Consider the following 5,262-nt stretch of genomic DNA (forward strand, 5'->3'; position numbering starts at 1 on the left):
TTAATCCCAAGCAGATATCGCCTCTATCAGCTTGCTTTGCAATTTGGCATAGTTTGCCTTGCTTTTTGACTCAAATCACATGGTGAAATGACTCAAATTGTCGAGTGATTCCATAGAAATTACAACCCAGGTCATGGAACCTTATTTTGTTTTATCCCGAATCTTTTGGCGCGTAATACATCATGCCATGTGATAAAGTGTATTACATTTTGCGTAAAATGTAGGGTGTTTTAATGCCGTTTTTAGTGAGGTAAGGCCTTGAAGTACATGGAATTCCTATAGTTTCCCTTTGATTTTTCGTTTATGTTTCAGCTTGCTTAAAATGTAATATCCATAACTTTGTTTTGTAATCTTTTGTTTTCCATTTTGAAAACTAATTTAATTGATGAAATAAACAAAGTTTTCCAAAACTTTTTGTAACGTGTTGTTAATTAATGACTTGACATTTATTAACACGCGAAAAGTTGTCCAAAATGATAAACTTAATATTTAATGTGCTATCTTTGCAATGGAAATCAAAACATATTCACCTTTATACAAATGATACAAACAGTAGTAAAGAGAGACGGACGAATAGTCGGTTTCAACGAGCAGAAAATCATGGCAGCCATCAGAAAGGCCATGATGCACACAGAAAAGGGCGAGGATGACGCGCTGGTTCAGAAGATAACAGACCATATTTCCATTCATGGCAAGAGCCAAATGACCGTGGAAAAGATTCAGGATTCCGTAGAAATGGAACTCATGAAGAGTGCAAGAAAGGACGTGGCGCAACGCTATATAGCTTACCGAAACCAACGAAGTATTGCACGAAAGGCCAAGACACGCGACGTGTTTATGGAGATTGTGAACATCAAAAACAATGATGTTACGCGTGAAAATGCCAATATGAATGCAGATACGCCTGCTGGTATGATGATGAAATTCGCATCAGAAACAACGAAACCTTTCGTTGATGACTACCTGTTGGCAGATGAAGTGCGCGATGCAGTGACTCATAACTATATTCACATTCATGATAAGGACTACTATCCCACAAAGAGTTTGACTTGTGTTCAGCATCCGCTTGACCATATTCTTGAGCATGGTTTTGTTGCCGGACATGGCTCTTCACGCCCTGCAAAGCGTATAGAGACGGCGGCAGTCTTGGCATGTATCTCTTTGGAAACATGCCAAAATGAGATGCACGGAGGGCAAGCTATCCCAGCTTTTGACTTCTATCTTGCGCCCTACGTACGCAGTTCTTATATAGAAGAGGTGAAAAACTTGGAGAAACTCACTGGGCGTGACCTTTCATCGCTTTATGATATAGCTTTTGATGACTTCCTGTTGAAGGAACTTGATGGCTTAGAAGGTGACGCGCGTCTTAGCCAACATGCAATGAATAAGACTGTAAACCGCGTGCATCAGGCTATGGAAGCCTTCATTCATAACATGAATACTATCCATAGTAGAGGTGGAAATCAGGTGGTTTTCTCATCTATAAACTATGGAACAGATACTTCTGCAGAAGGTCGTTGCATTATGCGCGAGTTGTTGAAATCTACATATGAGGGTGTAGGTAATGGTGAAACAGCCATCTTCCCCATACAGATTTGGAAGAAGAAACGTGGGGTAAACTACCTTCCCGAAGACCGAAACTACGACCTTTATCAGTTAGCTTGCAAGGTAACTGCACGCAGATTCTTCCCTAATTTCTTGAATCTTGATGCCACTTTCAACCAGAATAGTAATTGGAAAGCAGACGATCCGAAGCGTTATTTGTGGGAGATTGCTACGATGGGATGCCGCACTCGAGTGTTTGAAAACCGCTTCGGCGCGAAGACAAGTGTAGCTCGTGGCAACCTAAGTTTTACCACAATAAACATCGTTAAGCTTGCCATTGAGTGCATGCAAATAGGGGATAAGGAGGAAAGAATCAATGCTTTCTTTGCCAAACTTGACCGTATGCTTGAGATAACGGCAAAGCAACTTGACGATCGTTTCCAATTCCAGAAGACCGCGTTTGCCAAGCAATTCCCGCTGTTAATGACCAAATTATGGATTGATTGCGATAAGTTACAGCCCTCAGACACGATAGAAAGTGTTATCAATCAGGGCACCTTAGGAATTGGTTTCATTGGTTTAGCTGAATGTTTGAAGGCTTTGGTAGGCAAACATCATGGAGAAAGTGATGAAGCGCAAGCCTTAGGACTGAAGATTGTGACCTATATGCGCGACCGTGTCAATGAATTCTCTGAGCGTTATCAGCATAACTATAGTGTGTTGGCTACGCCTGCAGAAGGTCTTTCTGGTCGTTTCACAAAGTTTGATCGTAAGCGTTATGGTGCAATAGAAGGCATTACAGACCGCGATTACTATACAAATTCCAATCACGTTCCAGTCTATTATAAGTGTTCTGCCTTGCATAAAGCAGAGATAGAAGCACCATATCACGACCTAACTCGAGGTGGACATATCTTCTATGTAGAGATAGATGGCGACGCAACGCATAACCCGGAAGTCATCTCAAATGTAGTAGATATGATGGACAAACTAAACATTGGATACGGCAGTGTGAATCATAACCGCAACCGATGTATGGATTGTGGCTATGAGAATGCAGACGCAAAGCTCGATGTTTGCCCTAAATGTGGTAGCCAACATATCGATAAATTGCAACGCATTACAGGCTATTTGGTGGGTACAACCGACCGTTGGAACCAGGGAAAATTGGCCGAACTCAACGACCGCGTGACGCATGTCGATGGCAAATGTGAATAATATTGTTCCCCTCCCGATAAGAAGGGAGGGGATTTTTTTTGATGTTTTGTGTTGAAAATAACAAATGATTAGCATATTGAGTATAGTGCACGACACGATGGTTGATGGGCCAGGATTCCGTACTTCCATTTATTGTGCTGGATGTCCGAATGCTTGTCCCGGCTGTCATAACCCGCAATCGTGGGATATTCATCATGGAACGATGATGGAAACAGAAGAGATTCTGCGTGAAATCAAGAAAGACCCATTTGCCAATGTGACCTTTACGGGCGGCGATCCAATGTTCCAACCCGAAGGCTTTTTGGCTTTGGCAAAGGCTATTAAGGCTGAAACGAAGAAGACAATCTGGTGTTATAGCGGCTTCGTTTTTGAGAATTTGTTGCAGAATGAGCGTCAAAAAGCATTGTTACAATATATAGATGTGCTCGTTGATGGCCCTTATATTGAGGCACAACGTGACACAGATTTAATCTTCAGAGGGAGCAGAAATCAGCGACTTATAGATGTAAAGCGCTCGTTAGAAGAGGGTGTTGCCGTGCTATTTGATTATCATCCGATGGACCTTGGCATTTGATGCACTTCGCTGCAAATGCCAAGTCGTTTTGCTTTTCCTTTCTTTCTTTATTGTGATGTATAGGGCGTTATTTTTAATCCCATGCAGTATGCATCGCGAAATGCGTTATTTTAGGCGCCAAAATGCGTCATAATGTGCGATGAAAAGGCGTAGATTGTGCGATGATTTGGTGCTGTTTGTTTTTATTTCCTTAAATCAGCATGAAATAAAAACGTTTATTTTGAATCGATTTCTACTTCATTCTGTAAAATAATATCGTAGTTAGGGATGTCCTCTAAATATAAATATTTTTGATTGTTATAATCAATTTTACAGCAGTAGTGTTTTATCCCATTAGACACAATGAGATAGTCTACGTGGAGCAGCATATTATAAACCATTATCTGATCAAACACTTTCTGTGTGATTTCAATTTGAGGCGCCTTGTATTCGATAATGACCTGCGGTTTGAGTTGACGTGAATAGAGAACCGTATCTGCACGAAGTTTTTTATCGCCAACATTGAGTTTGACCTCGTTTGCCAAAAGGGTTGCGGGGTAACCTTTATGATTTATCAAAAAGTGGACAAAGTGTTGACGTACCCATTCTTCAGGAGTGAGGGCGACATATTTGCCACGAAGAATATCGAAAATCATTGGTTTTGTCGGTGAGCCCGATAACTTTATTTCATAATCAGGTAGGTTTAATGGAATCATTTTATTATTTTTGCAAAAATAGAAACGGCTGAAGAGCTTGCTTTTCGTTTTTGATGAAGCTTTTGTTTTCAGTCTGTTGCAAAGATAAACAATTAAAATAATATAGCGAGATGCCTGAAAAGAAAAATACAGGACCATCGTATGAAACGATTATGCGCGACTTGGAAGCGCGCCGTTTTTCACCTATTTATATATTAATGGGTGAGGAATCCTATTATATTGATAAGATTTCAGATTATATTGCGACGCATGTGTTGAAACCAGAAGAGCGTGATTTCAACCAGAATATCGTTTTTGGAGCTGATGTTACGGCTTCGCAAATCGTAGATTCTGCCAAGGCTTATCCGATGATGGCCGAAAAACGAGTCGTTATTGTGAAAGAATCGCAAAATCTTAAAGGTACAGAAGCGTTGGAGAAATATTTCAAAAATCCAGTCGCTTCTACGATACTTGTGCTCTGTCATAAGAACGGAAGTATTGATAAAAGAAAGAAGATTATCCCTTCAGCACAGGCTGGTGGTGGCGTCATCTTTGAGAGTAAGAAACTCTATGAGCGTGAGTTGCCTGGATTTATCGAAACTTATTTGCGCCAACATCAAGTCACCATCGAACCGAAAGCGGCACAGATGATAGCCGATCATGTAGGAGCTGATCTCAATAGATTAACCTCGGAACTCGATAAGTTGTTGTTGTCTCGTTTGACAACGAATGGGAGAGTGACTCCTGAAGTGGTTGAAAAGGAGATAGGAGTAAGTAAAGATTTCAATGCTTTCGAACTACGAAACGCAATCATATATCGTGACATTTACAAGGCGAATTTAATTATAAAATATTTTGACAACAATCCAAAGGCTGGATCATTGTTTTCATTTCTCCCAATGATCTTTACTTACTTCGAAAATCTGATGATAGCATATTATGCGCCAAACAGAAACAATGAAAATGCTGTTGCGAATTACTTGGAATTGAGAAATGCATGGGCTGCCAAAGAGTATATTATCGGAATGCGAAATTACTCGGGAATGAAAACCATGCAGATAATTTCTAAGATTAGGGAAATAGATGCCAAAAGTAAGGGGTTAGACAACCCAAATACGGGTCCAGGTGAGCTGATGAAGGAGCTAATTTTCTTCATTTTGCACTAAAAATGCCCTATTTTTACCTTATTTTTTCGTAGAATGAGTGCTCCAAAGGGGCACTTTTTTTAGGGTTAAATCACTAAAAATAAGC

Annotated in this window: 4 protein-coding genes; 3 read left to right on the forward strand and 1 reads right to left on the reverse strand. The window is 40.3% G+C overall.

Translation table 11 applies throughout. The annotated features are described in order from the left end of the window. The first annotated feature begins 540 nt into the window (after positions 1-540). Together HMPREF9420_RS11360 and nrdG are read left to right on the forward strand one after the other, a co-directional pair. Positions 541-2,763, forward strand: a complete 2,223-nt coding sequence (locus tag HMPREF9420_RS11360) for an anaerobic ribonucleoside triphosphate reductase (protein ID WP_044078944.1) — start codon at positions 541-543, stop codon at positions 2,761-2,763. A 64-nt stretch (positions 2,764-2,827) separates the two neighbouring features. Then, positions 2,828-3,337: an anaerobic ribonucleoside-triphosphate reductase activating protein gene (gene nrdG, locus HMPREF9420_RS11365; protein WP_044078945.1), complete on the forward strand. Its 510-nt coding sequence runs from the start codon at positions 2,828-2,830 to the stop codon at positions 3,335-3,337. 215 nt (positions 3,338-3,552) lie between these two features. On the opposite strand, the gene HMPREF9420_RS11370 is transcribed toward nrdG, so the two are convergent. Then, the gene (locus HMPREF9420_RS11370; protein WP_044078947.1) at positions 3,553-4,032 is read right to left on the reverse strand and encodes a type I restriction enzyme HsdR N-terminal domain-containing protein; all 480 of its coding nucleotides are present in this window, start codon (positions 4,030-4,032) and stop codon (positions 3,553-3,555) included. A 110-nt stretch (positions 4,033-4,142) separates the two neighbouring features. Between HMPREF9420_RS11370 and holA the strand changes: the two genes are divergently transcribed. After that, positions 4,143-5,177, forward strand: coding sequence for a DNA polymerase III subunit delta (gene holA / locus HMPREF9420_RS11375; protein WP_007135856.1), 1,035 nt, complete (start codon positions 4,143-4,145; stop codon positions 5,175-5,177). Positions 5,178-5,262 lie beyond the last annotated feature (85 nt).

Origin of the sequence: Segatella salivae DSM 15606, assembly GCF_000185845.1 — a bacterium.
Classification (GTDB): Bacteria; Bacteroidota; Bacteroidia; order Bacteroidales; family Bacteroidaceae; genus Prevotella; species Prevotella salivae.